The organism is Pseudomonas sp. 2725 (assembly GCF_050434585.1).
GTDB lineage: Bacteria > Pseudomonadota > Gammaproteobacteria > Pseudomonadales > Pseudomonadaceae > Aquipseudomonas > Aquipseudomonas jessenii.
This window is the reverse complement of sequence record NZ_JBNDIV010000003.1, coordinates 558946-584742: the sequence shown is the minus strand read 5'-3', so window position 1 is coordinate 584742 and position 25797 is coordinate 558946. Positions and strand designations below refer to the sequence as shown.

Annotated in this window: 22 protein-coding genes and 2 pseudogenes; 13 read left to right on the top strand and 11 right to left on the bottom strand. The window is 60.3% G+C overall.

Features of this window, described 5'->3' with window-relative positions:
* The first annotated feature begins 84 nt into the window (after window positions 1-84).
* The 5 genes from ABIE16_RS10465 (at window position 85) to ABIE16_RS10445 (ending at window position 5789) form a co-directional block, all read left to right on the top strand.
* Entirely contained in the window at window positions 85-1749 is a 1665-nt protein-coding gene (locus ABIE16_RS10465; protein WP_429521070.1) for an AMP-binding protein, read from the top strand.
* A 16-nt stretch (window positions 1750-1765) separates the two neighbouring features.
* A complete protein-coding gene (locus tag ABIE16_RS10460) occupies window positions 1766-2527 on the top strand; it encodes an SDR family NAD(P)-dependent oxidoreductase (protein ID WP_429521069.1) in 762 nt (253 codons plus the stop codon).
* A 12-nt stretch (window positions 2528-2539) separates the two neighbouring features.
* A complete protein-coding gene (locus ABIE16_RS10455; protein WP_090455388.1) occupies window positions 2540-3733 on the top strand; it encodes an acetyl-CoA C-acyltransferase in 1194 nt (397 codons plus the stop codon).
* Window positions 3734-3874: 141 nt separating this feature from the next.
* Window positions 3875-5002, top strand: a complete 1128-nt coding sequence (locus tag ABIE16_RS10450; RefSeq protein ID WP_057714716.1) for an acyl-CoA dehydrogenase — start codon at window positions 3875-3877, stop codon at window positions 5000-5002.
* 13 nt (window positions 5003-5015) lie between these two features.
* Window positions 5016-5789: an enoyl-CoA hydratase gene (locus tag ABIE16_RS10445; protein ID WP_057714717.1), complete on the top strand. Its 774-nt coding sequence runs from the start codon at window positions 5016-5018 to the stop codon at window positions 5787-5789.
* A gap of 73 nt (window positions 5790-5862) precedes the next feature.
* Here the strand turns inward: ABIE16_RS10445 and ABIE16_RS10440 are convergent.
* The 4 genes and pseudogenes from ABIE16_RS10440 to ABIE16_RS10425 form a co-directional block, all read right to left on the bottom strand.
* Window positions 5863-5940 (bottom strand): annotated as a pseudogene (locus ABIE16_RS10440) (outer membrane lipoprotein carrier protein LolA); the annotation flags it as partial.
* Window positions 5941-5973: 33 nt separating this feature from the next.
* Window positions 5974-7125 (bottom strand): acyl-CoA dehydrogenase family protein, encoded by a 1152-nt coding sequence (locus tag ABIE16_RS10435; protein ID WP_090455384.1) that lies wholly within the window; start codon window positions 7123-7125, stop codon window positions 5974-5976.
* Between the two features lie 3 nt (window positions 7126-7128).
* Window positions 7129-8235 (bottom strand): enoyl-CoA hydratase/isomerase family protein, encoded by a 1107-nt coding sequence (locus ABIE16_RS10430; protein WP_429521068.1) that lies wholly within the window; start codon window positions 8233-8235, stop codon window positions 7129-7131.
* Between the two features lie 164 nt (window positions 8236-8399).
* Window positions 8400-9293 carry a LysR family transcriptional regulator gene (locus ABIE16_RS10425; protein WP_429521067.1) on the bottom strand — a complete coding sequence of 298 codons (894 nt, stop codon included), beginning with the start codon at window positions 9291-9293 and terminating at the stop codon, window positions 8400-8402.
* Between the two features lie 101 nt (window positions 9294-9394).
* Between ABIE16_RS10425 and ABIE16_RS10420 the strand changes: the two genes are divergently transcribed.
* Window positions 9395-10486 carry a polyamine ABC transporter substrate-binding protein gene (locus ABIE16_RS10420; RefSeq protein ID WP_429521066.1) on the top strand — a complete coding sequence of 364 codons (1092 nt, stop codon included), beginning with the start codon at window positions 9395-9397 and terminating at the stop codon, window positions 10484-10486.
* 21 nt (window positions 10487-10507) lie between these two features.
* Window positions 10508-11467 carry an agmatinase gene (gene speB / locus ABIE16_RS10415; RefSeq protein ID WP_090455377.1) on the top strand — a complete coding sequence of 320 codons (960 nt, stop codon included), beginning with the start codon at window positions 10508-10510 and terminating at the stop codon, window positions 11465-11467.
* A gap of 115 nt (window positions 11468-11582) precedes the next feature.
* On the opposite strand, the pseudogene ABIE16_RS10410 reads toward speB, so the two are convergent.
* A pseudogene (locus ABIE16_RS10410) lies at window positions 11583-12635 on the bottom strand (aldo/keto reductase).
* Window positions 12636-12794: 159 nt separating this feature from the next.
* Here ABIE16_RS10410 and zapE point away from each other — a divergent pair.
* The 3 genes from zapE (at window position 12795) to ABIE16_RS10395 (ending at window position 15128) form a co-directional block, all read left to right on the top strand.
* A complete protein-coding gene (zapE, locus tag ABIE16_RS10405) occupies window positions 12795-13913 on the top strand; it encodes a cell division protein ZapE (RefSeq protein ID WP_407515527.1) in 1119 nt (372 codons plus the stop codon).
* A gap of 26 nt (window positions 13914-13939) precedes the next feature.
* The gene (locus tag ABIE16_RS10400; RefSeq protein WP_429521065.1) at window positions 13940-14521 is read left to right on the top strand and encodes a DinB family protein; all 582 of its coding nucleotides are present in this window, start codon (window positions 13940-13942) and stop codon (window positions 14519-14521) included.
* A 115-nt stretch (window positions 14522-14636) separates the two neighbouring features.
* A complete protein-coding gene (locus ABIE16_RS10395; protein ID WP_154859879.1) occupies window positions 14637-15128 on the top strand; it encodes a GNAT family N-acetyltransferase in 492 nt (163 codons plus the stop codon).
* Window positions 15129-15205: 77 nt separating this feature from the next.
* Here the strand turns inward: ABIE16_RS10395 and ABIE16_RS10390 are convergent, their stop codons facing one another.
* From ABIE16_RS10390 to ABIE16_RS10380, 3 genes are all read right to left on the bottom strand, one after another.
* Window positions 15206-15415 (bottom strand): hypothetical protein, encoded by a 210-nt coding sequence (locus ABIE16_RS10390; RefSeq protein WP_008053741.1) that lies wholly within the window; start codon window positions 15413-15415, stop codon window positions 15206-15208.
* A gap of 168 nt (window positions 15416-15583) precedes the next feature.
* Window positions 15584-17320: a phosphoethanolamine transferase CptA gene (locus tag ABIE16_RS10385; protein ID WP_429521064.1), complete on the bottom strand. Its 1737-nt coding sequence runs from the start codon at window positions 17318-17320 to the stop codon at window positions 15584-15586.
* A 198-nt stretch (window positions 17321-17518) separates the two neighbouring features.
* A complete protein-coding gene (locus tag ABIE16_RS10380; protein ID WP_340312014.1) occupies window positions 17519-17701 on the bottom strand; it encodes a DUF6026 family protein in 183 nt (60 codons plus the stop codon).
* A 272-nt stretch (window positions 17702-17973) separates the two neighbouring features.
* On the opposite strand from ABIE16_RS10380, the gene gnd reads away from it, so the two are divergent.
* Together gnd and zwf are read left to right on the top strand one after the other, a co-directional pair.
* Window positions 17974-18954: a phosphogluconate dehydrogenase (NAD(+)-dependent, decarboxylating) gene (gene gnd, locus ABIE16_RS10375; RefSeq protein ID WP_218495579.1), complete on the top strand. Its 981-nt coding sequence runs from the start codon at window positions 17974-17976 to the stop codon at window positions 18952-18954.
* Window positions 18951-20474 (top strand): glucose-6-phosphate dehydrogenase, encoded by a 1524-nt coding sequence (gene zwf, locus ABIE16_RS10370; RefSeq protein ID WP_429521063.1) that lies wholly within the window; start codon window positions 18951-18953, stop codon window positions 20472-20474. The genes gnd and zwf overlap by 4 nt, the downstream gene beginning before the upstream one ends.
* A gap of 171 nt (window positions 20475-20645) precedes the next feature.
* On the opposite strand, the gene nhaB is transcribed toward zwf, so the two are convergent.
* The 3 genes from nhaB to ABIE16_RS10355 form a co-directional block, all read right to left on the bottom strand.
* Window positions 20646-22148 (bottom strand): sodium/proton antiporter NhaB, encoded by a 1503-nt coding sequence (gene nhaB, locus ABIE16_RS10365; RefSeq protein ID WP_159390027.1) that lies wholly within the window; start codon window positions 22146-22148, stop codon window positions 20646-20648.
* A 78-nt stretch (window positions 22149-22226) separates the two neighbouring features.
* On the bottom strand, window positions 22227-23516 hold the full coding sequence (locus tag ABIE16_RS10360) for a hypothetical protein (RefSeq protein WP_429521062.1): 1290 nt from the start codon (window positions 23514-23516) through the stop codon (window positions 22227-22229).
* 286 nt (window positions 23517-23802) lie between these two features.
* Window positions 23803-24069, bottom strand: coding sequence for a hypothetical protein (locus ABIE16_RS10355; protein WP_057714735.1), 267 nt, complete (start codon window positions 24067-24069; stop codon window positions 23803-23805).
* A gap of 342 nt (window positions 24070-24411) precedes the next feature.
* On the opposite strand from ABIE16_RS10355, the gene ABIE16_RS10350 reads away from it, so the two are divergent.
* On the top strand, window positions 24412-25737 hold the full coding sequence (locus ABIE16_RS10350; protein WP_057714736.1) for a sigma-54 dependent transcriptional regulator: 1326 nt from the start codon (window positions 24412-24414) through the stop codon (window positions 25735-25737).
* Window positions 25738-25797 lie beyond the last annotated feature (60 nt).

Below are 25797 nucleotides of genomic sequence, written 5' to 3'. Positions count from 1 at the left end.
GCCCGGTAACCCGCGCAGAGCGAGTATTTCCCTGTTGATTACGGTTCCCCCCAACCTAATAAAAAACACAGTGGGATTCTGGCAATGCGCGATTACTTGTCTGCTACTTCTCAGTTCAATTATCAGCACACCGTCGATGCCGCGCTCGCGGGCGACTTGACGGCCCTCAACGCCTGTGTCGAATGCTGTGACCGGCATGCCTTTCCGGGTCGCATCGCGCTGTTCTGGGAAGGACGCGATGGTACTGGTGCTTCGTACACCTTCACCGACTTGCAGGACAAGGCCGCGCGTTTCGCCAACTACCTGCTGGCCCAGGGCGTGAAGAAAGGCGACAAGGTCGCCGGCCTGTTGCCCCGCAATATCGAACTGTTGATCACCGTGTTCGCCACCTGGCGCATCGGCGCAGTGTATCAACCGCTGTTTACCGCATTCGGCCCCAAGGCCATCGAGCACCGCCTGGGCAGCTCTGGCGCCAAAGTGGTGGTGACCGATGCAGTGAACCGGCCGAAACTCGCCGAAGTCGCCGATTGCCCGACCATCGTGACTGTCACCGGTGCCAAAGGGCAGGGCCTGGTGCATGGCGATTTCAGTTTCTGGGCCGAACTGGCCAACTATTCCGCCGACTGTGAACCGGTGCTGCTGACCGGCGAAGATCCGTTCCTGCTGATGTTCACCTCGGGCACCACCGGCCCGTCGAAAGCGCTGTCGGTGCCGCTCAAGGCCATCGTAGCGTTCCAGAGCTACACCCGCGATGCGGTGGATCTGCGCCCGGAAGACGCCTTCTGGAACGTCGCCGACCCGGGCTGGGCCTACGGCATTTATTTCGGTGTCACGGGGCCAATGTCCATGGGCCATCCGATCACCTTTTACGATGGCCCGTTCACCCTCGAAAGCACCTGCCGGGTGATCAACAAATACGGGATCACCAACCTCACCGGTTCGCCCACGGCCTACCGCTTGCTGATTGCCGGCGGCGATGAATTCGCCAAGTCGATCAAGGGCAAGCTGCGTATCGTCAGCAGCGCCGGCGAGCCGCTGAACCCGGAAGTGATCCGCTGGTTCGCCGATAACCTCGACGTGGTCATCCACGACCACTACGGCCAGACCGAACTGGGCATGGTGCTGTGCAACCACCACGGCCTGGAGCACCCGATTCACATGGGCGCCGCCGGTTTTGCCTCGCCGGGCCACCGCATTGTGGTGCTGGATGACGAGTACAAGGAACTCGGCGTTGGGCAGCCGGGCATCCTGGCTATCGACCGCAGCCAGTCGCCGATGTGCTGGTTCGCCGGCTACGAAGGCGGGCCGACCAAGGCCTTTGTCGGCAACTACTACTTGAGTGGCGACACCGTGGAGTGGAACCCGGACGGCAGCATCAGCTTCGTCGGTCGCAGTGATGACGTGATCACCACCTCCGGCTACCGGGTAGGTCCCTTCGACGTGGAAAGTGCGCTGATCGAACACCCGGCCGTGGTCGAGGCCGCCGTGGTCGGCAAGCCCGATCCGGAGCGCACCGAACTGGTCAAGGCGTTCGTCGTGCTCAGCCCGCAATACCGCGCCGCCTCCGAGTTGGCCGAAGAGCTGCGCCAGCACGTGCGCAAGCGTCTGGCGGCGCACTCGTATCCCCGTGAAATCGAATTTGTCAGCGAATTGCCGAAAACCCCCAGCGGCAAATTGCAGCGCTTTATCTTGCGCAACCAGGAAATCGCCAAGGCTCAAGAGGCCGCGGCGAAGAACCTTCCAGCTTGAATCCAGGGAATTAATGATGCAGATCCAGAACAAGATTTTTATCGTCACCGGTGGCGCTTCCGGCCTCGGTGCCGCCACCGCCGAGGTGCTGGTCGCCGCCGGCGCCAAAGTGATGCTGGTGGACATGAACGCCGAAGCCGTTGCAGCCCAGGCCCAGCGCCTTGGTGCACAAAGCGTGGTGGCGGACATCAGCAACGAAGCAGCGGCCGAAACTGCCGTGCAGGCGACGGTCAAGGCCTTTGGTGGCCTCAATGGCCTGGTCAATTGCGCCGGCATCGTGCGTGGCGAGAAGATTCTCGGCAAGACAGGTCCGCATGCACTGGCCAGTTTCAGCCAGGTGATCAACGTCAACCTGATCGGCAGCTTCAACATGCTGCGCCTTGCGGCCGCGGCGATTGCCGAGACCGAAGCGGATGCCGATGGCGAGCGCGGCGTGATCATCAACACGGCGTCTGCCGCGGCTTACGACGGCCAGATCGGCCAGGCGGCTTACTCGGCGTCCAAGGGCGCGATTGTCAGCCTGACCTTGCCGGCGGCCCGTGAGCTGGCGCGCTTCGGCATCCGTGTCATGACGATCGCCCCCGGCATCTTCGAGACGCCGATGATGGCCGGCATGACCCAGGAAGTCCGCGATTCCCTGGCCGCTGGCGTGCCATTCCCGCCGCGTTTTGGCAAACCGGGCGAGTATGCCGGGCTGGTCAAGCATATTATTGAAAACAGCATGCTCAATGGCGAGGTGATCCGTCTCGACGGTGCCTTGCGCATGGCCGCCAAGTAAGGAGGATTTGTCATGACAATGTCCAACGATCCAATTGTTATCGTCAGCGCCGTCCGCACCCCGATGGGCGGTTTCCAGGGCGAACTGAAAAGCCTGACCGCACCGCAACTCGGTGCGGCCGCCATCAAGGCCGCCGTCGAACGTGCCGGTGTTGCCAGTGATAGCGTCGACGAAGTGCTGTTCGGCTGCGTGCTGCCGGCAGGCCTTGGCCAGGCCCCTGCGCGTCAGGCGGCGCTGGGTGCGGGGCTGGATAAATCGACCCGCTGCACCACCCTGAACAAGATGTGCGGCTCCGGCATGGAAGCGGCGATTCTGGCCCATGACATGCTGCTGGCGGGCAGCGCCGACGTGGTGGTTGCCGGTGGCATGGAAAGCATGTCCAACGCGCCTTACCTGCTGGATCGCGCCCGTGCCGGATACCGCATGGGCCATGGTCGGGTGCAGGACTCGATGTTCCTGGACGGCCTCGAAGACGCCTACGACAAGGGCCGCCTGATGGGCACCTTCGCCGAAGACTGCGCCGAAACCAACAGCTTCAGCCGTGAAGCCCAGGACGCGTTTGCCATTGCCTCGACCACTCGCGCGCAACAGGCGATCAAGGACGGCAGCTTCAAGGCCGAAATCGTGCCGCTGACTGTGACGGTCGGCAAAGAGCAGGTGGTGATCAGCAACGACGAGCAGCCGCCAAAGGCCAGGCTGGACAAGATTGCTTCGCTGAAGCCGGCGTTCCGCGAAGGCGGTACGGTGACGGCAGCGAACTCCAGTTCGATCTCCGACGGTGCCGCCGCGCTGGTGCTGATGCGCCAGTCCCAGGCACAGAAACAAGGCCTGAAACCCTTGGCGGTGATTCATGGCCACGCTGCGTTCGCCGACACCCCGGGCCTGTTCCCGGTGGCACCGATTGGTGCAATCAAGAAGTTGATGAAGAAAACCGGCTGGTCGCTCAATGACGTGGATCTGGTGGAAGTCAACGAAGCCTTCGCCGTGGTCGGCATGGCCGCGATGACTCATCTGGAAATCCCTCACGAGAAACTCAACGTGCATGGCGGTGCTTGCGCCCTCGGGCACCCGATCGGTGCGTCCGGTGCGCGGATTCTGGTGACCCTGCTTTCGGCCCTGCGCCAGAAAGGCTTGAAGCGTGGTGTTGCGGCGATTTGTATCGGCGGCGGTGAAGCGACGGCCATGGCCGTGGAATGCCTCTACTGAAACTGACGCTATCCCATGTGGGAGCGGGCTTGCTCGCGAAAGCGGTGTGTCATCCGACGATGATGTCGACTGACACGGCCACTTCGCGAGCAAGCCCGCTCCCACAGGGTTCTGCGTCGTAACCAGATTTAAGGATTCACCATGATCCCCAATGACGACCAACAACAGATCCGCGACATGGCCCGGGACTTTGCCCAGGAACGGCTGAAGCCCTTCGCTGCCGAGTGGGACCGCGAGCACCGTTTTCCCAAGGAAGCCATCGGCGAAATGGCCGGGCTGGGCTTCTTCGGCATGCTGGTGCCGGAGCAGTGGGGCGGATGCGACACCGGGTACCTGGCCTATGCCATGGCGCTGGAAGAAATCGCCGCCGGCGATGGCGCCTGCTCGACCATCATGAGCGTGCACAACTCCGTGGGTTGCGTACCGATCCTCAACTACGGCACCGATGAGCAGAAAGAGCGCTTCCTCAAACCGCTGGCCAGCGGTGCGATGCTCGGTGCCTTTGCGCTGACCGAGCCCCAGGCCGGTTCCGACGCCAGCGGCCTGAAAACCCGTGCGCGCCTGGAAGGCGATCATTATGTGCTCAACGGCTGCAAGCAGTTCATCACCTCCGGGCAGAATGCCGGGGTGGTGATCGTGTTTGCGGTGACCGATCCGAGTGCCGGCAAACGTGGCATCAGCGCCTTTATAGTGCCGACCGATTCGCCGGGCTACAAAGTCGCGCGGGTTGAAGACAAACTCGGCCAGCATGCGTCCGACACCTGCCAGATCCTCTTCGAAGACGTGAAGGTGCCGCTGGCCAATCGCTTGGGCGAGGAGGGCGAAGGCTACAGAATTGCCCTGGCCAACCTTGAAGGTGGCCGCGTCGGCATCGCTTCGCAATCGGTGGGCATGGCCCGTGCCGCGTTCGAAGCGGCGCGCGATTACGCCCGTGAGCGCGAGAGCTTCGGCAAGCCGATCATCGAGCACCAGGCCGTGGCCTTCCGCCTGGCGGACATGGCGACCCAGATCGCCGTGGCGCGGCAAATGGTGCACTACGCCGCCGCTCTGCGTGACAGTGGCAAACCGGCCCTGGTCGAAGCGTCGATGGCCAAGTTGTTCGCCTCGGAAATGGCCGAGAAGGTATGCTCCTCGGCGCTGCAAACCCTGGGCGGTTACGGTTACCTCAACGACTTCCCGGTGGAGCGGATCTACCGCGACGTACGGGTCTGCCAGATCTACGAAGGCACCAGCGATATTCAACGCATGGTCATTTCGCGCAATTTATAAGAAGGAGTCCCCTGTGAGCTACGAAACGATTTTGCTGGAAACCCACGGCCGCGTTGGCCTGATCACCCTCAACCGTCCACAAGCGCTGAATGCGCTGAATGCGCAGATCGTCAGCGAACTGAACCAGGCCCTTGATGGTTTCGAGGCTGACTCGAACATCGGCTGTATCGTCCTGACCGGTTCGAAAAAAGCCTTCGCCGCCGGTGCCGACATCAAGGAAATGGCGGAGCTGACCTACCCGCAGATCTACATCGACGACCTGTTCAGCGACAGCGACCGCGTAGCCAACCGCCGCAAGCCGATCATCGCGGCGGTCAACGGTTTCGCCCTGGGCGGCGGCTGTGAGTTGGCGTTGATGTGCGATTTCATCCTGGCCGGTGACAACGCCAGATTCGGCCAGCCGGAAATCAACCTCGGCGTGTTGCCGGGCATGGGCGGCACCCAACGCCTGACCCGCGCCGTGGGCAAGGCCAAGGCCATGGAAATGTGCCTGAGCGGCCGCTTGATCGATGCCGTGGAAGCGGAACGTTGCGGCATCGTGGCGCGTATCGTGCCGAGCGATGAGCTGCTGGATGAAGCGCTGAAAGTCGCCGCGTTGATCGCTAAAAAATCGTTGCCGATTGCGATGATGGTCAAGGAAAGCGTCAACCGTGCTTTCGAAGTGAGCCTGGCCGAAGGCGTGCGCTTTGAGCGTCGGGTGTTCCATGCGGCGTTTGCGACGCAGGATCAGAAGGAAGGGATGGCGGCGTTCATTGCCAAGCGTGAGGCTGAGTTCCAAGGCAAGTGATGTAGTCACCTTTCGGACGCTTTCGCGAGCAAGCCCGCTCCCACATTGGACCTCAGCATTTATGAGATCCTCTTGTAGGGGCGAGCCTGCTCGCGAAAAACCTGAGGGCACCGGGTTGATTCAGGTGCCCCGCGTTATCGTTGGCCACCATCGCGAGCGAGCTCGCTCCTACAGGTACAGGGCATCAAATCAAGTAGTTCTTCAGCTCGCGGGCAATCACCATCCGCTGAATTTCGCTCGACCCTTCGTAGATCTGCGTGATCCGCGCATCCCGGTAGTACTTCTCCACCGGATAGTCTTCCAGATACCCGTAGCCGCCATGAATCTGAATCGCGGACGAGCAGACCTTTTCCGCCATTTCCGACGCAAACAGCTTGGCTTGTGACGCCTCCGACAGACAGGGTTTGCCGGCCGTGCGCAGGCGTGCGGCATGCAGGATCATCAGTCGCGCGGCGTTCAACTGCATGTGCATGTCGGCCAGCAGGTTGGCGATGCTCTGGTGTTCATTGATCGTTTTGCCAAACTGCACACGATCACGGGAATAAGCCAGTGCCGCTTCAAACGCTGCGCGGGCGATGCCCAGTGCCTGGGCGGCGATGCCGATGCGGCCGCCTTCGAGGTTGGACAAGGCGATGGCCAGGCCCTTGCCGCGTTCGCCCAGCAAATTGGCTTCGGGGATGGTGCAGTTGTTCAGGGTCACCGCGCAGGTGTCGGAAGCACGGATGCCCATCTTGTGTTCGGTACGGTCGACGATAAAACCGGCGGTGTCGGTCGGTACCAGGAACGCCGAGATGCCACGTTTGCCCAGGTCCGGATCGGTGACGGCAAACACAATCGCCAGTTTGGCGCGCTTGCCGTTGCTGACGAATTGTTTGGCGCCATTGATCACCCACTGGCCGTCGCGCAGTTCGGCGCGGGTGCGCAGGTTGTGCGCCTCGGAACCGGCCTGGGGTTCGGTCAGGCAGAAACAGCCGATGACCTGGCCGCTGGCAAGGTCCGCCAGCCAGGTCTGCTTCTGTTCTTCGCTGCCGTAGTTGAGCACCGGCCCGCACCCCACGGAGTTGTGGATGCTCATGAAGGCGCCGGTAGCACCGTCGCCGGCGGAAATTTCTTCTACCGCCAGTGCATAGGCCACATAGTCGACATAGGTGCCGCCCCATTCCTCTGGGACCACCATGCCCAGCAAGCCCAGTTCGCCCATTTTCGCCACCAGACCGTCATCGATCCAGCCGGCCTTTTCCCAGGCCTGGGCATGGGGCGCGATTTCGCCGCGGGCAAAATCCCGGGCCATGTCGCGGATCATGACTTGTTCTTCACTCAATTCGATATCGTGCATGGCTCAGCTCTCGCTCCGGTCAAACTCGCTGAAGAAGCTCGCCACGTGTTCGGCGTCCAGTGCCTGGAGGGTGGGCGGGTTCCAGCGTGGTGTCTTGTCTTTGTCGATCAGCAAGGCGCGCACGCCTTCGATCAGGTCGCCGCGCTCGAACCACTGACGGTCCAGGTGCAGCTCAAGGGCGAAACATTGTTCAAGGGGCAGCTCGCGTCCGCGACGGAGCATTTCCAGGGTCACGGCCATGGCCAGCGGCGAGCGGGTTTCCAGCAGGTCGGCGGTGGTGACGGCCCACTCATGGCTGTCGGCGACCGTTACCTGGCGTAGTTGCTCCACAATACTCGGCACATCGGGTTGGGCGAAGAAGTGGTCGATGGCCGGGCGCAAAGTCGCCAGTGGCGCATCGGGCAGTTGCTGCACGGCGAATTTCGCCAGCAGGCCTTGCAGGTCCTTGAGCGGCGTATCGTGCCATTCGAGCTGGTCGAGTTTTTCGTCCAGGACGCCAAGCTTGCCGCTTTCCAGGTACCAGTCGGCCAGGCCGCAATACAGCGCATCGGCGGCGCGAATCTGCACGCCGCTGACGCCGAGGTAAATCCCCAGTTCACCGGGGATGCGCGACAGGAAGTAACTGCCGCCGACGTCCGGGAAATAACCGATGCCGACTTCCGGCATTGCCAGGCGGCTTTTCTCTGTGACCACGCGCAGGTCTGCGCCTTGCACCAGTCCCATGCCGCCGCCGAGGACAAAACCGTCCATCAGGGCCAGCACCGGTTTGCGGTAGTGGTGGATCGCGAGGTCGAGGGCGTATTCCTCGACAAAGAAATCTTCGTGCAGGGTGTCGCCGCTTTTGAAACTGTCATGCAGCGAGCGAATGTCGCCGCCGGCGCAGAAGGCTTTTTCCCCGGCACCGCGCAAGACCACGGCATGGACTTGCGAATCCTGGGCCCAGGCGTCGAGCTGGCAGTGCAGGTTGCGCACCATGTCCAGGGTGAGGGCATTGAGGCCGGCGGGGCGGTTGAGGGTCAGGTGACCAATGTGGTTGCGAACCTCGGCCAGCACTTCGTTTTGCATGGCATCCATGGACTGAGTCCCGGGAGAAAAAACCTGAGCAGTCATCACTAACTCCCTGCTTTTATTGTTCTTTATCAAGATGCTCGCGCGCGAGCGATGGCGGATCGTATCAGTGCAAATTTGCCTTGTACAACCCGGATAAGTGCAGGTTATCTGTGCATTTTTGCATGGCAGTGTCCGGCATTGTTACAGCGTAGACCACGACGTAGTCAGGCAAACGCCGCGAGCAGATCCTCTTCGAATGCCTTTTGTGCATCGCCGGCCACTTGCGCCCGGTGCCGGGCCAGATGAAACGCGACATCGAAACTCATGTCGCCTCGACGCACGGCCCTGAGCAAACCCTTGTTTTCCCAGGCATGGGCGAAGTGGCTGGGCAAATAACCGACATGCTTGCCGGAAAGGATAAAGGCGAGGGTGCCTTCGACTTGTTCCGAGCGCGCCGAACACAGCTTGCCCTGGAAGGGTTCGTCACTGCGCAGGAAACGGTAGGGGTGATCGACCCGGTCGCTGGCCTGCAGATCCTGATCGCAGGGGGCCGGGTTGGTGAACAGCGGATGGCCGGGGGCGCAATACAGATGCTGGGTTTCAATGAACAATTGGCGGTAGTCAAACGCGCTTTGCACTTGCGAGAAATAGCCGATCGCCAGGTCCAGCCGCTGTTGCAGTAGCAAGCGCTCCATTTCGCCGGGCATGGCGCTGATCAGTTCGATGCGCACTGACTCGTCCCGCTCACGGAAGCGCCGGATCGCCTCGGCCACCCGTTGCAGCACCGATTGATCCAGGGCTTCGGACAGACCCAGGCGCACTTCACCGATCAAGCGCCCGGCCACGCCGTTGGATTGATGACGGAAGGCTTCGATGGATTCGAACAGGGGGCGTGTGGCGCTGAGGAGTTGTTCGCCCTTGGCGGTGACCTTGAATCCGCCCTTGCCGCGGCTGCACAGGCGATAGCCAAGGCGGGTTTCCAGCTTGGCCATTTGCTGGCTGATGCTCGACTGGCTCAACCCCAGCTCACCCTGTGCGGCACTGAAACCGCCGCACTCCACCACGCTGACAAACAGACGCAGCAATTGCAGGTCCAGATCATGGAGTTGGCCGAGCATCAAACATTACTCCGTCATAAAGTCAGGTTAATTAACTTGATATTTTACCAATGTATCCGACGACGCATCCTGCAACCACTTCCTCTGGTCAGGTGTTCGTCATGGCTCCCATGTTCAAGCTGTGTTTACCCGCGCTGTTGCTCGCCGTGGCTGTTTCGGCCCAGGCCGAAGACAAGGTGGTCAATCTGTACAGTTGGGCCGATTACGTGGCCCCCGAAACCCTGCAGCGGTTCGAGCAGGAAACCGGCATCCATGTGCGCTACGACACCTTCGATTCTTCGGAAGTACTGGAGACCAAGCTGCTCACCGGCGGCAGCGGTTATGACGTGGTGGTGCCGTCCTCCAGTGTGCTGGCCCGGGGGCTTGCAGCCGGGGCGTTGAAACCGATTCCCCACGAAGGACTCAAGGGTTACGCCAATCTCGATCCGGACTTGCTGGAAAAACTCGCCGCTGTCGATCCCGGCAACCGCTATGGCGTGCCTTATACCTGGGGCACGCTGGGATTGGGCATGAACGTCGAGGCGATCAAGCAGCGCTTGCCGGACGTGCCGCTCAATAGCCTGGACCTGCTGTTCAAACCCGAGTACGCGAGCAAGTTGAAGGACTGCGGCATCGCCATTCTCGACTCGCCCCAGGAGGTGATCGGACTGGCGCTGCATTACCTGGGTAAAGATCCCTACAGCACGGACAGGAATGATCTGTCAGCCGCCGAGGCGTTGCTGCATCAGCTACAGCCGAACGTGCTGTACGTCGCCACCGGGCGGCAGATCAGCGACCTGGCCAATGGCAGCGTGTGCATGGCGTTGACCTACAACGGTGACGCGAGCATGGCCGCCGACCAGGCACGCAAAGCCAATAAGCCCTATGAAATTGCCTACCGGATTCCCAGGGAAGGCACCCTCGTGTGGCAGGACAACCTGGCGATTCCCAAGGACGCGCCGCACCCCGAAGCCGCCCGCGCCTTTATCGAATTCATGTTGCGCCCCGAGTCCGTTGCGGCACTGACCAACACCTTGTTCTTCGCCACGGCGAACCAGGCCGCCACGCCGCTGGTGGATGAAGCGGTGCGCACCGATCCGGACATCTACCCGCTGGCCGACGTGCGCGAACGGCTGTACGCCGACCGCAGCATGAACCTCAAGGACATGCGCCTGCGCACGCGCTTGTGGACCACTTTCCGTAGCCGCCAATAACTATAAAAGAAGGAGCCTTCAATGGACGTCCCGATGCAGAACGATCAAGCCCTTACCCGTGACAGCCTTTATGGCACGGCCGCTGAAAGTACCTACGCCGGTATCACCAGTTTCATGCGTCGCCGTTACAGTCGTGACTTGCGTGGTGTTGATGTGGCCGTCAGTGGCGTGCCGTTCGACACGGCCACCAGCAACCGCCCCGGCGCACGCTTCGGGCCCCGGGGCATTCGCGCCGCCTCGGCCGGGATCGCCTGGGAACGGCACTGGCCGTGGACGTTTGACCCGTTTGATCATCTGGCAGTCATCGACTACGGCGATTGCGATTTCGACTATGGTTCGCCGCAATCGACGCCCGAAATGATCGAAGCCCACGCCGAGCACATCCTCAATGCGGGCAGCGCGATGCTGACCTTTGGCGGCGATCACTTCATTACTTACCCGCTGCTCAAGGCCCATGCGCGAAAGCACGGGGCATTGTCGCTGATCCACTTCGACGCCCACAGCGACACCTGGCCGGACGAAGAGGGCAAGCGCATCGACCATGGCACCATGTTCTGGCACGCGGCCAGGGAAGGGCTGGTGGACCCGTCGCGCTCGGTACAAATCGGCTTGCGCACCACCAACGATGATCATCAGGGCTTTCAGGTGCTCGACGCACGGCAGGTGCACCGCCGTGGCTGCGAGGCGATCGTCGAGGCGATTCGCGCCCGGGTCGGCGACAACCCGGTGTACCTGACCTTCGACATCGACTGTCTCGATCCGGCATTCGCTCCGGGCACCGGAACACCTGTATGCGGCGGCTTGAGCACGGTGCAGGCGCTGGAGATTCTCGGCGGTTTGCGCGGGATCAATCTGGTGGGCATGGACGTGGTGGAAGTGGCACCGGCCTATGACAGCGCGGAGATCACCTCACTGGCGGCGGCGACGCTGGCGATGGAGATGCTGTGTCTGTATGCGGCAAGGCATAAGGTCGATAAGTAATACGCCTGACCCTGTGGGAGCGAGCTTGCTCGCGATGGCGGTCGATCAGCCGACATGGATGTTGAATGTTCCGCCCTCATCGCGAGCAAGCTCGCTCCCAAAGTTTTGATTTGTGTCAGGCCACCGGAATGATTGGCAGGTCGAGGATCTGACCACCGCTGAACCGTGCGAACGAACCGGAAATGGATTCGTGCGGCACGCCTTTGTCCACGTCACTGACGCCATCCAGTCGTGCCAGTTGTTCGCTGCTCAACTGCACATTCAGCGCGCCCAACGTCGCATCCAGCTGCTCACGGGTCCGGGAACCGAGGATCGGAATCAGCGCCGTGGTCGAGCGTCTGGCTTTTTCCCGCAGCCAGGCGATGGCTACGTGGGTAGGGCTGGCGTCCAGTTCTGCGGCGACATCGATCAAGGTGTCGAGCAGGGCGGTTTCGCGGGCGCTTTTTTCGGCGTGGATCAGCACGCCGAGCTTGTTCGCACGGTTGTCGCCCTCACTGTTGCGGTACTTACCGGTCAGGAAGCCGCCACCCAGCGGCGATCACAAGGTCGCGGCCAGGCCCAGGGCTTCGGCCATTGGTAGTTGTTCACGCTCGGCGGTGCGTTCGGCAAGGCTGTACTCGACCTGGATCGCGGCAATCGGCGCAAAACCGCGTACCTCGGCCAGCAGGTCGGCGCGGGCGATGCGCCAGGCGGGGAAGTTCGAAAGCCCGGCGTAATGAATCTTGCCGGCACTGACCAGATCGTCGAAGCCGCGCAGGATCTCTTCCATGGGCGTGACGCCGTCGCTCATGTGCGCCCAGAACAGGTCGATATGCTCGGTCTTCAGCCGTTTCAGGCTTTCTTCGACGGCGCGCACCATGTTCTTGCGGCTGTTGCCAGTGTGGGAAATGCCGGCTGCCGGTGTAGTCCCGAGGGTGTATTTGGTGGCGATGACCAGGCGATCCCGTTCTGCGGCGATGAATTCGCTGAGCATGGTCTCGGACTGCCCGCCCTGATAGCCATTGGCGGTATCGATGAAATTGCCACCGGCTTCCAGATAACCATCAAAAATCCGTTTGGCTTCGTCACGCTCGGCGCCATGGCCCCAACCGGTACCGAAATTACCCGCGCCCAGCGCCAGTTCGGAAACACGCAAGCCGGTTTTACGACCGAAAACTTTGTAATGCATGGGATGACTCCAGAGGGATGGCGACAAGGTTTAATAGATTATATAAAACATCTATTAAATATGATGCTGGTAATCTAAAGCGTCAAGGGGCTTTTCCTGTCAGCACAAAACTGCCGATCACCGGTCGCGTTATCCATACACAATGGCATACTGCCGCCCATGACTATCGATTCCCCTTTAAGCGCCTGGCAGCATGCCATCGAACAAAAGGGCTTCGTCCAGGACGAGGCCCAGGAACATGCGGTGTGGGCGCTGCAAAAGTGCCACGAAGCGTTGCACGCAGGCCGCGCGCCCATTTCCGGCGTGTACCTGTGGGGGCCGGTGGGGCGGGGCAAGACCTGGTTGATGGACCAGTTCTACCAAAGCCTGCGAGTACCGGCGCGGCGCCAGCACTTTCACCACTTCATGGGCTGGGTGCACCAACGCTCGTTTCAACTGACCGGCACTGCCGATCCGCTCAAGGCGTTGGCCCGTGAATTGGCTGAAGAGGTTCGCGTGCTGTGTTTCGACGAACTGTTCGTCAATGACATCGGCGACGCGATCATTCTCGGGCGCCTGTTCCAGGTGATGTTCGAACAGGGCGTGGTGGTGGTCTGCACGTCCAATCTGCCGCCGGACCAGTTGTACGCCGATGGCTTCAATCGCGACCGTTTCATGCCCGCCATCGCGGCGATCAAGCAGCACATGCAGGTGATTGCGGTGGATGGCGGGGAAGACCATCGCCTGCATCCGGGGGCCGGTTTGCAACGTTATTGGGTGGCCGAGCCCGGTAACCCCTGCGCGCTGGGTGAAGTGTTCCAGTTGTTGAGCGTCGGCCAGTCAGTATCGATCGAGCCGGTCAAGGTCGGTCACCGTTCCCTTGAGGTGGTCAAGGCCAGCCCGACGGTGCTCTGGACCCGTTACGCCGCGCTGTGCGAGCAACCCTTCGCGGCCATGGATTTCATCGCCCTGTGCGATACCTACGGCGCTATCCTGTTGAGTGACGTGCCCAACCTCAGCGCACAGAAACGCGCAGGGCGCATTGCCCGCGGCACCGAGGACGGTGTCGAGCGGGTGGAGGCGGGAGATCGCGAGTTGCCGCAGTTGTCGGTGCATGACGATGGTGTGCGACGGTTCATTGCCCTGGTGGACGAGTGCTACGACCGCAAGGTGCCGCTGTACCTTGAAGCGCAAGTGCCAATGGCATCGCTTTACACCGAGGGTTATCTGGAATTTCCGTTCCGCCGCACCCTCAGTCGATTGCAGGAAATGCAACTGCAGCGGTTTGCCGAAGTTTGATCGGGATTTGATCGGGAGCAGCGAACATGAATCAGCCCCTGTCACACCATTTGCTGACCATGGCCTATCAGAACGCCTGGGCCAATCACCGACTGGCCAAGGCCTGGCGACAGTTGAGCCCGCAGGAACTGAGCGCATCCCGGGTCAGCTTTTTCCCCACGATCCGCGCCACCCTCAACCACATCCTCACCTGTGACTGGTTTTATGTAGACGCCCTGGAGCGCGAACTGCGCGGCGACGATCCGCATCCCGATTGCCGCGTGTTTTTCAAGGAAGACGAACCCTGCCTCATGGCAATGGATCTGGTTGGCGAACAGGCCCACGTCGACCGCCGGTTGATCGCCTACTGCGAGCAGATGCGCGACGCCGACCTGGGCAAAATCGTGACCATCGCCCGCGACACCCCGCAACACGACAGTCGCTTGCGCCTGCTGTCCCATTTGTTTGAACACCAGATCCATCACCGCGGCCAGATTCACGCCATGCTCAGCGGCACCTCGGTCCAGCCACCGCAACTCGACGAGTTTTTCTGCGCCGGTGAGTCGCACTTGCGGGCCGAGGATTTTGCCGAACTGGGGTGGACGGAAGCCTTGATCTGGGGCGCTTGAGGCCAAAGATTTTCTCGGTTGCGATTGTCGTTGGCACATTGCTCGCGCTATGGTCTGCCGGCACTTCAGCGTGAGTACATGCTGGGGGCTACTTCATGTGTGATCGAGGATGGAAATGGACTCCGCAGAAATTCTTGTGCTTCAGGCCAGTTACACCAATCCGGTGCACGCCGAGGCTATTTGCCTGGTGCTGAACCACTACGCCGAGGACCCGATGGGGGGCGGCCAGCCGTTGCCGGCCAATGTACTGGAGCAACTCCCGGGCGAACTTGCCCGGCGCCCCCACGCATTCAGTGTGCTGGCCTTTGTCGGTGGCGAGCCGGCCGGGCTGGTCAATTGCTTCGAGGGGTTCTCGACGTTTGCCTGTCGGCCGCTGGTCAATGTGCATGATGTGTCGGTGGTGAAAAAATTTCGCGGCCTGGGCTTGAGCCAGAAGATGCTGCAAAAGGTCGAAGACATCGCCCGTCAGCGTGGCTGCTGCAAGCTCACCCTGGAAGTGCTGGAAGGCAATGCCGTGGCCCAGGGTTCCTATGAAAAAGCCGGTTTCGCCGCCGGCATGTTCGACCCGGCCCATGGACGGATGCTGTTCTGGACCAAGAGCCTCTGATTCAACAGGCAAAAAAAGGGCGTCCATCAGGACGCCCGACAGTCTTCTACCTAGAACTGCAATCAGACGGCCATGGATCATTTCGGTCTGTAGGTTTCAGTCATTTGTGCGGTTTGATCGTCCGGAACCCGCAGTTCAGTGCTTTGGATGGGGTGGCCCAGGGCTTCTTGCTGGGCCAGTCGCAGGCTTTCGTAGTAATAGCGCATGCGTTCGGCTCCACCTTCGGCAAAAGCACTGGTTGAGCCCAAGGCCATCAGGCCGGCGAGAATCATTGCGGTGCGTTTCATGGTTTGCCTCCCACTACAGATGTCGGATGCCTTTCGTCCATGAATCAATGAAGCAGTGTCGAAATGGCATTATCCGCCGATTCGGTCAATTGGGAATCAACTTCACCAACGACCTGCATGGCTGCAACGGGAGCATGAAAAAGGGGCCGGAACCGGCCCCTGAAAGGATTACTGCTGAACGACAGTCGGTGGCGTTTTAGGCTTCATCAGGCTGAAGTCGATCAGCGCACGCTGTTGACGCTCATACGGGTTGCCGATCATCAATGGCCGGGCCTTGAAGCTGTCGCTGACTAGGCTTTTGCTGCGATCGAGTTCGTCGAAGCTCAGGCCCGCCAGGTCGGCCCAAGTGTGAATCAGGTGCGAGCTGCTGTAAGGGCGCGAGAGATCACCCACGAGGTTCCAGTCATGGGTTGCGCGCCATTTCGGCGATGCCCAGGCCATGAACGGAATGGTGTACATCGGTGCTGTCGGCTTGTTCTCGTTGCGCCCCAAGGTGTTGTGGCCCACGGAATCGAACACGTCCTCGCCATGGTCGGACAGGTACAGCAGGAAGCCGTTCGGATCGGTCCTGGCGTAGTCCTTGATCAGGCTGGACACCACGAAGTCGTTGTACAGCACGGCATTGTCGTAGCTGTTGTACGTCGGCAACTGGTCATCGCGAATGCCGGCAGGCACGCCCTCACGGTCCTGGAACCTGTCGAAGGTCGACGGGTAGCGGTACTGGTAGCTCATGTGCGTGCCGAGCAAATGCACGACGATGAGTTTGCGCGGTGCACCGTCGGCCAGGGCCTTGTTGAAGGGCTCGATCACGTCTCCATCGTACTGGGCGGCGTTCTGGTTGCGGTTGTTGTTCAGGTACACCTGTTCATCGGCCTGTTCGGAAAAGGTCGTGAGCATGGTGTTGCGCTTGGTCATGGTCTGCTGGTTGGTGATCCAGAAGGTCTTGTAACCTGCCTGTTTCATCATGCTGACCAGCGATGGCGTCGACAGGTACAGGTCGGGGTTTTCTTCGTCGGCGAAGGTCAGGACCTGCTGCAGCGCCTCAATGGTGTAGGGGCGCGGCGTAATGACGTTGTCGAAAACGTCCAGTTGATCCTTGAGCTTGTCCAGTTCCGGCGTGGTTGCCCGGGGGTAGCCGTACAGGCTCATGCGCTGACGGTTGGTGGACTCACCGATCACCAGGACCAGGGTCGCAGGCGTGTTGGCCATTGCGTCCTTCAGGTTGTGCAGCGGTGGAATCTTGCTGGCGCTATTGAGCATGTCCTGCATGCCGGCCAGGGTTTCCAGGTAGCGGTGATAGGCCACGGCCATCTGCCATGGCACCGCCGGCTCGATGCGGGTTTCGAACTTGTCGAAGCCTTCGGCGAAACTGCCGGTGCGTGCGGTTTGCTTGATCAGCGGATAACCGACGACCGCCACGACAATGGCCACCGCGGCCACGATTGCCTTGCCACGGGATAGGTACACCGGGCGCAGGCGTGTCCACAGGAACCAGGAAAAAGCGGTGTGGGCCAGGAACGCCGGCACCATCCACCAGGCAAAGTACTGGGTCATGTATTCGCCGGCTTCAGCCACGTTCGACTCAAACATGATGAAGATGACGCTCTGGGAAAACTCCTGCTGATAAATGAAGAAGTAACCCAGGCTCGCCATGGAGCACGCCCACAGTACGACGCCGATCACGGCAGCCATGACGCGGGTTTGCCGGGGGAACAGCAACATCGGCGCCAGCCAGAAGGCGCTCATGACGAAGGCCTGGCGGAATCCGCTAAAGCCGGAGGTGCCAGTCAACTGGATCAGTAGTTGGGTGATGCCGGAAAAGTACCAGAAGAATACAAACAGCCAGACAAATCCGGCCCAATCAAAACCTGCCGCAGTCGTGTTGCTGCGTTTCAACAAAGACATTCAGCGCTCCAGCCGAGAGTTCACTACCACCGCCGCGACTTGGATATCACGGACGACGAACGAGGGCCGCGCGGAATCGGGCGACCTAAACGAGTAATTGTCGTGTAACAATTGTGAAAATTTTGTGAGTTGCCAGGGGTGGCAAGGCGTGAGCCGGTGCGGAAGCAGTGCAGACTGCTCCCGCTTCAAAGGAGGGGGTCAGGCGAATGGGGTGTGTTGCACCACAGCCAGGGGCTGCGCTTGATTGGTTTGCAGCAGCAGTCGCAATTGCGCCAGTTCCTGCTTCAACTGATCGCGTTCGTCTTTCAACTGGCGCAATTCGTCACGACGGATTGTGACGTAAAGGGTTTGTGCTGGCAGTGCGGTATGTACTGTGCCCATTGCTCACCTCGCAAATGGCGTGTCTCAACTGTAGGTACGCCTCGAAATCCGGGGCTGACCTACTATCGGCGCCAATTTTGATTTCTTTTGCCCCAGAAGGGAACTTTTTTATTTTTCATGGTCGTTGTGTCTTCGGTTTGATTCCCGACGTTATCCATCAGGATCGGGCACAATGCCCGGAAACTTCGTGCCAACGCTCTGGACTAACCTCATGAGTCGCGTTGGGCTATAACCTTTGACACACTTTAATTTGTAGTAGGGAGCATCAGCACATGCAACTCGGGATTATTGGACTGGGCCGCATGGGCGGCAATATTGCGCGGCGCCTGATGCTCAACGGGCACACCACCGTTGTTTACGATCGCAATACCGCCTTTGTCGAAGCCTTGGCTACAGAGGGCTCCACGGGCGTCACCGATCTGCCGGCGCTGGTCGCCGGCCTGGCCAGGCCGCGTGCGGTCTGGGTCATGCTGCCAGCTGGCGCGCCGACCGAAGAAACCATCGACACCCTGAGCACCTTGCTCGACGCCGGCGATACCATCATCGACGGCGGCAACACCTTCTATAAAGACGATATCCGCCGGGCGAAGACCCTGTCGGAAAAAGGCCTGCACTACATCGACGTCGGTACCTCCGGCGGTGTCTGGGGCCTGGAGCGCGGTTACTGCATGATGATCGGCGGCGATGCCGAGACTGTTAAGCGCCTCGACCCGCTGTTCGCAACCCTGGCCCCTGGCCTGGGCGACATCCCGCGCACCAAGGACCGCAAGTCCGAAGACGATCGTGCCGAGCGTGGTTACATTCATGCAGGTCCGGCCGGTTCCGGGCATTTCGTGAAGATGATCCACAACGGCATCGAATACGGAATGATGCAGGCGTTCGCAGAAGGCTTCGACATCCTCAAGACCAAAAACAGCGAGAGCCTGCCGCAAGACCAGCGTTTCGATCTGAACGTCGCCGATATCGCCGAAGTGTGGCGCCGTGGCAGCGTGGTGTCCTCGTGGTTGCTGGACCTGACTGCCGACGCCCTGGCCAGCGATCCGAAACTCGACGGTTTCTCCGGGTCCGTGGCCGACAGCGGTGAAGGTCAATGGACCATCGAAGCCGCCATGGAACAAGCGGTGCCGGTGCCGGTGCTTTCGAACTCGCTGTTCTCGCGCTACCGTTCCCGTGGGCAAGGCACCTTTGGTGACAAGATTCTCTCGGCCCAGCGCTTCGGCTTCGGCGGCCATGTGGAGACCTCGAAAAAATGACCCACGCGATCCGCAGGAAATCCAAGGCTGAACCCGCGCCGCCGACCACGCTGTTCCTGTTCGGCGCCCACGGCGATCTGGTCAAGCGCCTGCTGATGCCGGCGCTGTACAATCTCAGCCGTGACGGTTTACTCGGGAATGGACTGCGGATCATCGGCGTTGACCACAACGCCATCAGCGATGAAGGCTTCGCGAAAAAACTCGAAGACTTCATCCGCAACGAGGTGGCCACCAGGACCGGCAAGGGCGATCAAGCCCTTGACCCGGCGCTGTGGGCCAAACTCGCCAAAGGCATCAGCTACGTTCAGGGCGATTTCCTGGACGACAGCACTTATCAAGCGCTGGCGGCAAAAATCGCCGACAGCGGTACTGGCAATGCGGTGTTCTATCTGGCTACCGCGCCGCGTTTCTTCAGTGAAGTGGTGCGCCGTCTTGGCTCGGCCGGCTTGCTGGAAGAAACCCCCGAGGCCTTCAGAAGGGTGGTGGTCGAAAAACCCTTCGGTTCAGACCTGCATACGGCCGAAGCCTTGAACGCTTGCCTGCTCAAGGTGATGACCGAAAAGCAGATCTACCGCATCGACCATTATCTGGGCAAGGAGACCGTACAGAACATCCTGGTCAGCCGGTTCTCCAACAGCCTGTTCGAAGCGTTCTGGAACAATCACTACATCGACCACGTGCAGATCACCGCCGCCGAAACCGTGGGCGTGGAAACCCGTGGCAGTTTCTATGAGCACACCGGCGCGCTGCGGGACATGGTGCCCAATCACCTGTTCCAGTTGCTGGCGATGGTGGCGATGGAACCGCCCGCCGCGTTCGGCGCCGATGCGGTGCGCGGCGAGAAAGCCAAGGTCGTTGGCGCGATCAGGCCCTGGACGGTGGAGGAAGCCCGCGCCAATTCGGTACGCGGCCAATACGCCGCGGGTGAGATCGACGGCAAGGCACTGCCGGGCTACCGCCAGGAAAACAACGTCGCACCCGACAGCAATACCGAAACCTATGTGGCCCTCAAGGTCATGATCGATAACTGGCGATGGGTCGGCGTACCGTTCTATCTGCGAACCGGCAAGCGCATGAGTGTGCGTGACACCGAGATCGTGATCTGTTTCAAGCCGGCGCCCTATGCGCAGTTCCGCGATACCGAGGTCGATGAGCTGCAGCCGACCTATTTGCGCATTCAGATCCAGCCGAACGAAGGCATGTGGTTCGACCTGCTGGCCAAGCGTCCCGGTCAGGCCTTGAAAATGGACAACATCGAGCTGGGGTTCGCCTACAAGGACTTCTTCGAGATGCAGCCTTCCACCGGCTACGAAACCCTGATCTACGATTGCCTGACGGGTGACCAGACGCTGTTCCAGCGCGCCGATAACATCGAAAACGGCTGGCGCGCCGTTCAGCCGTTCCTGGATGCCTGGCAGCAGGATTCCAGCGTGCAGAGCTACGCTGCCGGGGGAAACGGCCCCAAGGCCGGCGAAGAACTGCTCACCCGTGACGGTCGCGTCTGGCACCGCCTCGGATAGCACCTATCTCCAGTGGGAGCGAGCTTTTGTGGCGAGGGGGCTTGCCCCCGTTCGGCTGCGAAGCAGTCGCCATTTCATCACTCGGTGTACCTGCTACAGCGTAGTAGTAGGTTTTGGGGCCGCTGCGCAGCCAACGGGGGCAAGCCCCCTCGCCACAAAGGCTCGGCGGTGTCAGAGCCAGTAACTCACCGCATACCAGCCCAATGTCCCCATCACCACGGTGTACGGCAGCGCCATCCAGACCATCCGCCCGTACGACAGACGCACCAGCGGTGCAATTGCCGAGGTCAGCAGGAACAGAAACGCCGCCTGACCGTTGGGCGTCGCCACGCTCGGCAGGTTGGTACCGGTATTGATCGCAATGGCCAGGGTTTCGAAATGCTCACGGGTCATCTCTCCCGCCATGAACGCGCGCTTCACTTCGGTGATGTAAATGGTTGCCACGAACACGTTGTCGCTGATGGCGGACAGCAGGCCGTTGGCAATGAACAGCATGCCCGGTTGTTGGTCTGCCGGGAGCGTCAGCACCCAGTGGATCAGTGGGGCGAACAGTTGCTGGTCGTGAATCACCGCGACCACGGCGAAAAACACCACCAACAATGAGGTGAACGGCATGGCGTCCTTGAACGCTGTGCCCAGGCGGTGTTCGTCGGTGATGCCGGTAAAGGCGGTAATCAACACGATCACCATCAAACCGATCAAACCCACTTCGGCGATGTGGAACGCCAGCCCGGCAATCAGAATCAATGCGGCAAAGCCTTGCACCAGTAGCGCTGCACCTTGGCGCGTGGTGCGCTCGGCATTGTCTTCGGCGGCGTAGTTGGCCAGCACCGCACGAACGTTATCCGGCAGCAGCGTGCCGTATCCGAACCAGCGTAGCTTTTCCAGGAGGACGCAGGTTACCAGCCCGGCAACCAGTACCGGCAGGGATACCGGCGCAACCCGGGTGAAGAACTCAGCGAAGTGCCAGCCCATTTCATGGCCGATCAGCAGGTTCTGCGGTTCACCGACCAGCGTACAGACACCGCCCAGCGCGGTGCCCACGGCGCCGTGCATCAGCAGGCTGCGCAGGAAGGCGCGGAACTGTTCCAGATCACCGTGATGCAGGGTGGGCAGATGTTGGTCGTCGCTGAACTCGCTGTCCTGGCGCGGATCGTTGCCCGAGGCGACGCGGTGATACACCGAGTAAAAACCTACGGCGGCACTGATGATCACGGCGGTCACAGTCAAGGCATCGAGGAACGCCGACAGAAAGGCCGACAGAAAGCAGAACATCAGGGACAGCAGGGCTTTGGAGCGGACCCCGAGCAGCAGGCGCGAGAACAGGTAAAGCAACAGGTCCTTCATGAAATAGATACCCGCCACCATGAACATCAGCAGCAGGATCACCGGGAAGTTGTGCAGCAACTCGTCGTACAGCGCCTGGGGCGTGGTCATCTTCAGCAGCAGGGCTTCAATCAACAACAGGCCGCCGGGCATCAGCGGATAGCATTTGAGTGCCATGGCCAGGGTGAAGATGAACTCCAGCACCAGTAGCCAGCCGGCAGCCACCGGGCCTGCGGTCCAAAGCACCAGGGCATTGAGGATGAGAAAGCCGACGATGCAGGCCTTGTACCAACGGGGCGAGTGCCCGAGAAAGTTGTGCGCGAACGCCTGGGCCATTGAACCGGACATCGGCTGCTCCTTGTCTTGAGAAGCGCGCAAGTTGCCGCAAGCGCGCGAGAAGATCAAGCGCAGGAAAAATGCCGGTGTTTATCCCTGGAAACGAGCGATGACCGCCTTGTAGTTTCCGTGCAGCGAATAGCCTCCCACTACAATGTTTCCATCGGCGTGCGCGGCGACACAGGTGGCGGTATCCAGGCTGGGGCCCAGGCGCGTACGTGTATAGCCGCTGCCTTTGCCAAAACGGCGATCGGGAAGGCCGTTGGGCAGGTATCGCCCGAGAATGAAGTCTGCTTCGACGCCGCCGATGGTGGCGCCCGCCGTGAGCACACTGCCATCAGGTTGTAACTGTGCGGCGGTCCACTGGCATCCGCTGTAACCGATTTCCCGCCGCTGCGGATGTCCTCCGTTGCAATGACTGTCGGGGCGCCCGTTGCTGTGCATTTTAAATGTCAGGCAGTGCATCGGCTCGCGACTGCTGCCAAAACACAGGATTTCGCCTTCGTTTTGCTGGACCACCCGGCTGACCCGGGCGCCATGCCCTTGCGCCTTGAAGGTCATGAATCCATCCACGGCAAATCGGTCGTCGAGGCGCCCGTCCGGGTGATAGCGTGCCAGTAAGCCTTCCTCGGGAAAATTGATCGATCCACCGACCAGGATTCGGCCATCACGTTGTACCGTCAGGCTGCTGAGCCAGGTATTCATCAGCAGGTGCCTGACCATCACGAAGCCGCGGTCGTTGAACGAGCAGTCCAGCGAGCCTTCGACATCCAGGCGTATCAACATGCCGACGTGATCGGCCAGTTCGTAGTGATGGTTGGCCAGGATCAGGATCCGGCCGTCTTGCTGTATGGCCACATCGCAGGCTTCTGCACCCGGCACACCGAGAGGCAGCCGGATATCGCGCATGCCCAGGGACAGATCGCCAGGCAATCGCACGACACGGCGGCCATTATCGCCAAAGCCTTGCACCAGGCGGCCATCCTGATCCAGCAATGCCAGGGCCGGGAGCGTGCGGTGCGCGTTTTCGTATTGCAGGCCAGCCAACAGGATGTTGCCGTCGGGCAGGATCAGGACCTTGGTGCCCATGGCTTCGAACCCCGGTTCGAATTGCCCGATGACACTGCCTTGTTTACCGAACGTCAGGTCTGCGCAACCATCCGCCAGCAAGCGGGCCAGGCCAAAGCGGGTGCCATCGGCCATGCCGACTTTTGCGGCTACCAGCAAGCGACCTTGCGCATCGATCGCAACGTCATTGGCCAGGCTGAAAAGGCTGTCGGCGAAATAGACCTGGGTTTTGCCGTTGGCGGCAAACGTCGTATCGAGGGCCCCGGCGTTTTTCCGGGCTGCGGAGTAGGCAAAAGCGGACTGGCTTGACATGCACCGCATCTCCTTGCGAGTCGTCCTGATCCGGAAGTTTGGGTGGCGACTTGATAGGAAGATTATTCAATCCCTGAATGAAGGGATGCACAACGGTAAGAACTAACAGACGGAGGGTCGCTGTGTGCCACAACAGTGTCTTTTCGAACCAATGGCGAGCCTGCAAAGTATCAGGCGTATGTGAAGTTCGAATTAAACAGTGTCACGTAGTGTGCGCGGCCAGAAAAAACTGCGAACTAAAGACAGGAAAAAGGCGCGGATTACCCCGGAGTAATCCGCAAAACGATTAGTGCGGCATCGACCACGACTGCAGTGTGTAACCTTCCTCGCTCAATTCGGCGCGAGCCTGTTCCAGCAGCAGTTCGAGTTGCGCGGGATCGGAATAGGCGCTGCTTGGGATCTGCTTGCGGCCAATGCGGGTGCTGGTGCGGTCGATAACGGTCAGGCTGAGTTCGCCATTGCCGTCTTGTGGGGCCCAGGCTACGCATTTGAATGGTTTAAATGCGCGGTCGGCAATCAGAAGTGCTTCGTTGATACGGAGCGGGGCGTTCATAGGGTCTTCTCTCTGTATGCCCAATCAAGTGATAGGCCGACGGTTGGGCTTACCGTTCAGCTGGTTACTTGTACTGATGCCCGCAACCGGGGTTCGGGTCACACACAATCAAAAGAAATTTCCACTTTATTTCACAGATTCAAGGAAGAGCCTGACATTGAAAGCTGAATGAAAGGAAAGAGTCGTTAGGCAACTAACGTAATCGCAACTTATAACTGGTTTTGTGACATCCCTATAGTCAAACAGTACAAGGCCCTGTCAAATTCTTGCTAATGTTACAGCCAGGTCTGCCAAATGACTGTTTTTATTAAATTTTCATAAATTTGGCGCCAAGGATCAGTCATGAGTGATGCGCCTGCCTTACGACGTTTGTTAGTGGTGGACCCCTGTGACGATTGCTATCGCCTGGTCCCTGGATTGCGCGCCATCGGTTGGGACGTTGACAGCTGCACGCTGGAGAACGCCGTTGACCGAACCTGTGACGTGGGCTTGCTGCGCTTGCAGCCTTATCACCTTGAGCACCCGGAGGCCGTCAAAGAGCTGATCAGCCGCAGCGGCACCGAGTGGATAGCCGTACTCAACCAGGAAGTACTGCGGTTGCAAAATGTCGGCGACTTCGTCTGTGAGTGGTTTTTTGACTTTCATACCTTGCCGTTCGATGTGTCCCGGGTTCAGGTAACACTGGGCCGGGCGTTTGGCATGGCGCGTTTGCGCGGGCAGGGCACGGTCTATGTCGACCAGCCCGAGCACGAATTGCTGGGCGACAGCAAACCTATTCGTGAGCTGCGAAAGCTGTTGAGCAAACTGGCTCCGACCGAATCTCCGGTGTTGATTCGCGGTGAAAGCGGCACTGGCAAGGAACTGGTCGCACGAACCCTGCATCGTCAGTCCCAGCGTCACAACAAACCCTTCATTGCGATCAATTGTGGTGCGATTCCCGAGCATTTGATCCAGTCCGAGTTGTTCGGCCATGAGAAAGGCGCATTTACCGGCGCGCACCAACGCAAGGTCGGACGGATAGAAGCCGCCAACGGTGGCACCCTGTTTCTCGACGAGATCGGTGACCTGCCACTGGAGTTGCAGGCCAACCTGTTGCGGTTCCTCCAGGAAAAACACATCGAGCGGGTCGGTGGCAGTCAGCTGATTCCGGTGGATGTGCGGGTTCTGGCGGCAACGCATACCGACCTTGAAGCCGCCATCGAGAAGAAGCGCTTTCGCGAAGATTTGTATTACCGCTTGAACGTACTGCAAGTGGCGACTGTTCCGCTGCGCGAGCGCCATGGCGACCTGGCGGTGTTGGCCAACCATTTCTCCCATTTCTATAGCCATGAAACCGGGCGCCGCCCACGCAGTTTCAGCGAAGACGCGTTGATTGCCATGGGCAAACACGACTGGCCAGGCAATGTTCGCGAACTGGCCAACCGCGTTCGTCGCGGGCTGGTGTTGGCCGAAGGCCGGCAGATCGAGGCCCGTGACCTGGGGTTGATCAGTCAGCATACGCTCGCAGCGCCGATGGGCACCCTCGAAGAATACAAGTCCCGGGCCGAACGCCAGGCGTTGTGCGATGTATTGAGTCGCCACAGCGATAACCTGAGTGTCGCCGCCAAAGTATTGGGTGTGTCGCGACCGACCTTCTACCGGTTGTTGCACAAGCACCAGATTCGCTGAACCCCGGCCGCAAACCAAAACCCCGCTGCGATTGCAGTTGCAGCGGTTTTTTTGTTCGGG